General features: G+C 72.5%; 1 protein-coding gene and 1 pseudogene. Both read left to right on the forward strand.

What is annotated here, in order from left to right:
- Nucleotides 1-5,173, forward strand: a pseudogene (locus tag ACRX5W_RS33065) (amino acid adenylation domain-containing protein); the annotation flags it as partial.
- 28 nt (nt 5,174-5,201) lie between these two features.
- Nucleotides 5,202-6,127: condensation domain-containing protein (locus tag ACRX5W_RS33070; protein ID WP_436792095.1), on the forward strand; the 926-nt coding region annotated here is incomplete at its 3' end.

A 6,127-nucleotide genomic window follows, 5' to 3' on the forward strand; every position in this document is an offset into this window, starting at 1 on the left:
CTTCACCCTCCCCGGCCTCACCGCCCAAACCCTCAACGTCGGCACCGCAACCGCCAAATTCGACCTGTTCTGGAACCTGACCGAGCAACAGGCAACGAGCGGCGGCCTCGAAGGCGTCCTCGAATACAGCACCGACCTGTTCAGGCGGGAGACCGCCGAGGCGCTTGCCGCCCGATGGGTCCGGGTGCTCCGGGCGGTGGCCGACGATCCCGGTCTGCGGATCGGCCGTATCGACATCCTGCTCGACGGCGAGCGAAGCGCCCTGCTGCCGGCCGCGCGGGACGGCGCGGAGGCCGGCAGCGGCGCGACGTTGCCGGAGCTCTTCGCGGCCCGGGTCGACGAGACTCCGGACCGGGTCGCCGTGGTGTGCGGCACCGACACGCTGACCTATCGGGACCTCGACGTGCGGGCGAACCGCCTGGCCCACGCTTTGCGGGCCCGCGGCGTCGGTCCCGAAACGCTCGTGGCCCTCGCGCTGCCGCGCTCCCTCGACCTGGTGGTCACCGTACTGGCCGTGCTGAAGGCCGGTGGCGCGTACCTGCCGCTCGATCCCGACGCGCCCGCGGACCGCATCGCGCTCATGCTGGACGACGCCCGGCCCGCTCTCCTCGTCGTGGATCGTGCGGATCGGGGCGGCGACACCGACACTCCGACGCCTCGCCTCGTTCTCGACGAGCCGACGACCGCCCGCGAGATCGCCGCGCAGCCTGAGTCCGCACCAGGCAGCGGGGGCGGCCCGCACAACCCGGCGTACGTCATCTACACCTCCGGCTCCACCGGTCGTCCCAAAGGCGTCGTCGTCACGCATCACAATGTGGTGCGGCTGTTCGCGAGCACCGATCGTTGGTTCGGCTTCGGTCCCGACGACGTGTGGACGCTGTTCCATTCGTACGCGTTCGACTTCTCCGTCTGGGAGTTGTGGGGAGCACTTCTGCACGGTGGCCGCCTGGTCGTGGTGCCGTTCGACACCAGCCGCGCGCCCGACCGGTTCCTGGAACTGCTGGTGGAGGAACGGGTCACCGTCCTCAACCAGACGCCGTCCGCGTTCCACCAGCTCGTGCGGGCCGACCGTGAGGCTCCCGAGACCGGGCGCCGGCTCGCGCTGCGCACGGTGGTGTTCGGCGGTGAAGCGCTGGAGCCGGCCCGTCTCGCCGACTGGTACGCACGGCACGACGACGCCGCGCCGCTGTTGGTGAACATGTACGGCATCACCGAGACGACGGTGCACGTCACGCACACCGCCCTGGGCCGCGGCCACGCCGCCGAAGGGACCGCCAGCATCATCGGCGACGCCCTTCCCGACCTGCGCGTCCATGTTCTCGACCCGGCGCTGAACCCGGTGCCGGTCGGGGTGCCGGGTGAGCTGTACGTCGCGGGTCCCGGTCTCGCACGGGGCTATCTGAACCGTCCCGGGCTGACGGCCGAGCGGTTCGTGGCCGATCCGTTCGCCGCCGCGCCCGGTGCGCGCATGTACCGCAGCGGCGACCTCGTGCGCCGACGCGCGACCGAGGACGGCGGACTGGCGCTGGAGTACGTCGGGCGCGGCGACCAGCAGGTCAAGGTGCGCGGCCACCGCATCGAGCCGGGTGAGATCGAAGCTGTCCTCGCCGGACACCCCGAGGTCTCCCGGGCGGTCGTCGTGGCCCGCCGCGAACGCCAGGACGACACGCGGCTCGTCGCCTACGTCGTGGCGGAGCCCGGACGCACGCCAGACCTCGCGGCGTTGCGCGACCACGCACGCCGGCACCTTCCGCCCGCGATGGTGCCCGCCGCCGTCATCGAAGTGGCGGCGCTGCCCCTGACCGTGAACGGCAAGTTGGATCGTGCGGCGCTGCCGGCGCCGGTGTGGGAGGACGCGGGCAGCGGGGACGGCCGGGTGCCACGGTCACCGGGCGAGATGGTCGTCGCGGGGCTGTTCGCCGAAGTGCTGGGCGTACCACCGGAACGCGTCCGCGCCGACGACTCCTTCTTCGACCTCGGCGGCCACTCCCTCCTGGCCGCCCGACTCGTCGCCCGCGTACGCGCCGTCCTCGGCGCCGAGATCGCCCTGCGGACGCTGTTCGAAGCACCCACCGTCGCCGGGCTGGCGGAACGCATCGCGGACGCCGGCACCTCCGAGCGCCCGCCCCTGCGGGCCTGCGCAGACCGGCCGGACCGTCTGCCGCTGTCGTTCGCGCAGCAGCGGCTGTGGTTCCTCGAACGCATGGAGGCCCTCGGGCCGACGTACAACATCCCCGTCGCGCTTCACCTGACCGGCGAACTCGACCGTGTCGCGCTGGCCCGGGCACTCGGCGACGTCGTGGCCCGACACGAAAGCCTGCGCACGCTCTTCCCGGAGACCGGCGGCGTTGCGGTGCAGCACGTGCTGTCCGCCGGAGAAGCGCGGCCGGACCTTGCCGTGACGACCGTGACCGCAGCCGAGGTCGACGACCGGATCGCCGCCGCCGCTCGGCACCGCTTCGACCTCACCCGCGAACTGCCTCTGCGCGCCGAGCTTTTCGAGCTTGGTGACGGCGAGTGTGTGCTGCTTCTCGTCGTCCATCACATCGCCGGCGACGGCTGGTCGACCGGGCCGCTTGCGCGCGACCTCGCCACCGCGTACGCGGCACGCCGCGCCGGAGAGCCCCCGGCCTGGCCGGACCTGCCGGTGCAGTACGCGGACTACGCGCTGTGGCAACGCCGGTTGCTCGGCGAGCGGGCCGAGGCCGGCAGCCTCCTGAACGAGCAACTCGACTACTGGACGCGGGTGCTCGACGGTGTGCCGGACCAGATCGCGCTGCCGTTCGACCGGCCGCGCCCGCCGCTCGCGAGCCACAGCGGGGGCCATGTCCCGGTCCGTGTCGGACCGGAGCTCTACGGTGCTCTGACCGATTTGGCACGGCGGCGTGGCGCGAGTGCGCACATGGTGCTGCACGCGGCGCTGGCGGCGTTGTTCACGCGGCTGGGTGCGGGGACGGACGTGCCGATCGGCACACCCGTCGCCGGGCGCACGGACGCCGCGACGGACGACCTCGTGGGCTTCTTCGTCAACACCCTCGTCCTGCGCACCGACACCTCAGGCAACCCCACCTTCACCGAACTCCTCGACCGCGTACGCGAAACCGCACTCGGCGCCTACGCCCACCAAGACGCCCCCTTCGAACAAGTCGTCGAAGCCGTCAACCCCAACCGCACCCTCGCCCACCACCCGCTCTTCCAAACCATGCTGACGCTCCGGCACGGCACGCCGCCGCTGCCCGATCTGCCGGGGCTGACGGTGTCCGAGAAGCGGGTGTGGACGGGGACGGCCAAGTACGACCTGACGTTCGCACTCAACGAAGCCGACACCGGCACCGACACCGGCACCGGCGCCGGCACCGGGCCGGGACTCGACGGCACAATCGAGTACCGCACCGACGTGTTCGACCGGGCCGGTGTCGAGCGCATCGCCGCCCGGTGGCTGCGGGTGCTGGAAGCCGCGGTCCGCGCCCCCGACCGGCCGATCGGCCGGATCGACGTCCTCGCGCCGGACGAGCGTGAGTTGCTGGCCGAACGCGCGCTCGGTCCTTCGGCTGAGGCCGTCCCTCCGCGTACTTTCCCGGAGTTGTTCGCCGCCCAGGTGCTCGCGACGCCCGACGCGGTCGCCCTGGAATCGCCCGATGGCGAGCAACTGACGTACGCAGAATTGGACTCGCGGGCCAACCAGGTCACCCACGCGTTGATCGCGCGCGGGATCGGTCCCGAGGACCGTGTCGTCCTCAGCCTGCCGCGCTGCGCCTGGCAGATCGTCGCCGTGCTCGGCGTGCTGAAGGCCGGGGCCGCGTACGTGCCGATCGACCACCGCCTGCCGCGGGCCCGCGTCGCGTACCTCCTCCGGGACACCGCCCCGGCGCTGCACCTGGAGTCCGCGGACGACGTCGCCGCGCTGGCCGCCGGGCAGCCCGACTTGCCGCCTCCTGTGGTGGGCCTGCGGCCCGAGCACCCGGCGTACGTGCCGTACACGTCGGGGTCGACGGGTCGGCCCAAGGGAGTCGTGGTCGCGCACACGGGTGTGGCGTGCCTCGCGGCCGAGAGCGCGCGGCTGGGCGCGGGGCCGGGCAGCCGTGTGCTCCAATTCGCGTCCCCGAGCTTTGACATGGCGTTCTGGGACCTGTGCACGGCGCTGGCCCACGGTGCCACGCTCGTTCTGGCGCCCGCCGAGCAGCCGCTTTCCGCGCTGACCGATGCGGCGCTCGCGTTGACACACGTGTTGGTGCCGCCGTCGGCGCTGGCCGCCGTGCCGGATGCGCGGCTCGACGCCGAGACGCTTGTCGTGGGCGGCGAGGCGCTGTCCCCTGACCTGGTGGCACGCTGGGCGCCGGGGCGTCGCATGCACAACGCGTACGGGCCGACCGAGACCACGGTGCTGGCCACGATCACCGCGCCGTTGCCCGCCGACGGCCGCGGAGCGCCGCCGATCGGCCGTCCGATGACCGGTGCGCGGGCCTACGTGCTGGACGCCGCGCTGAATCCGGTGCCGATCGGGGTCCCGGGCGAGCTCTACATGGCGGGGCCCGGCCTCGCACGCGGCTACCTGAACCAACCACGTTTGACGGCCGAGCGTTTCGTCGCCGACCCCTTCGCCCCACCAGGGGAACCGGGCGCGCGCATGTACCGCACGGGTGACGTCGTACGTCTGCGCCAGGACGGCCAACTCGACTTCCTGGGCCGGGCCGACGACCAGGTCAAGGTGCGCGGCTACCGCATCGAGCCCGGCGAGATCGAATCCGCGCTCGGGGAACATCCGGATGTGGCGCGGTGTGTCGTTCTCGCACACGGGGACCGGCTTGCCGCGTACGTGGTGGCGCATGCCGCTCGCACGCCGGACGCCGCCGCGTTGCGGGCTCACCTGGAGGCCAGGCTGCCCGCGTACATGGTGCCGTCGACGTTCGTCACCCTTGATGCGCTCCCCTTGCTGGTGAACGGCAAGTTGGATCGTGCGGCGCTGCCGGCGCCGGTGTGGGAGGACGCGGGCAGCGGGGACGGCCGGGTGCCGCGGTCACCGGGCGAGATGGTCGTCGCGGGGCTGTTCGCCGAAGTGCTGGGCGTACCACCGGAACGCGTCCGCGCCGACGACTCCTTCTTCGACCTCGGCGGCCACTCCCTGCTGGCCGCCCGACTCGTCGCCCGCGTACGCGCCGTCCTCGGCGCCGAGNTTCTTCGACCTCGGCGGCCACTCCCTGCTGGCCGCCCGACTCGTCGCCCGCGTACGCGCCGTCCTCGGCGCCGAGGTCGGTTTGCGCGCCCTGTTCGAGGCCCCGACGGTCGCCGGGCTGGCCGAGCGCATCGCCAGCGCCGGAGCATCGACGCGCCCGCCGCTGCGGGCGTGTTCAACCCGTCCGGATCCCGTGCCGCTGTCGTTCGCCCAGCAGCGGCTGTGGTTCCTCGAACGCATGGAGGCGCTCGGGGCCACCTACAACATCCCCGTCGCACTGCGCCTGACCGGAGGCCTCGACGTCGCCGCGCTCACGCAGGCACTCGGCGATGTCGTCACGCGACACGAAAGCCTGCGCACCGTGTTCCGCGAGACCGACGGCGTGCCCGCACAGCAGGTGCTGCCGTCGCGGAACACCGTCGTGCCGTTGCCGGTCACCGCGACCGACGCCGCCGACCTGAACCGGCGGCTGGCCGAGGCTGCCCGCCGCGGCTTCGATCTGGCCGACGAACTTCCTTTGCGCGCCGAACTCTTCAGGTTGGGAGACGCCGAGCATGTGCTGTTGCTGGTGGTGCATCACATCGCGGCTGACGGCTGGTCCGTCGGGCCTCTGGCACGCGACCTGGCCGCGGCGTACCTGGCGCGTCGTGACGGTGCGGCTCCGTCGTGGCGCCCGCTGCCGGTGCAGTACGCGGACTACACCGTGTGGCAGCGCGGGTTGCTCGGTGACCGTGCCGAGCCGGGCAGTCTCCTGAATGGCCAACTCGGCTACTGGAGACGGGCGTTGGATGGCCTGCCGGAACAGTTGGCGTTGCCGTTCGACCGGCCGCGTCCGCCGGTGGCAGGGCACCGCGGGGATCATGTTTCGTTGCATGTCGAGCCTGGACTGCACGCCGGGTTGGCGGAGTTGGCGCGGCGGCACGGCGCGAGTGTGCACATGGTGCTCGTCGCCGG

It is taken from the genome of Yinghuangia sp. YIM S10712 (assembly GCF_051388935.1).
GTDB lineage: Bacteria > Actinomycetota > Actinomycetes > Streptomycetales > Streptomycetaceae > Yinghuangia.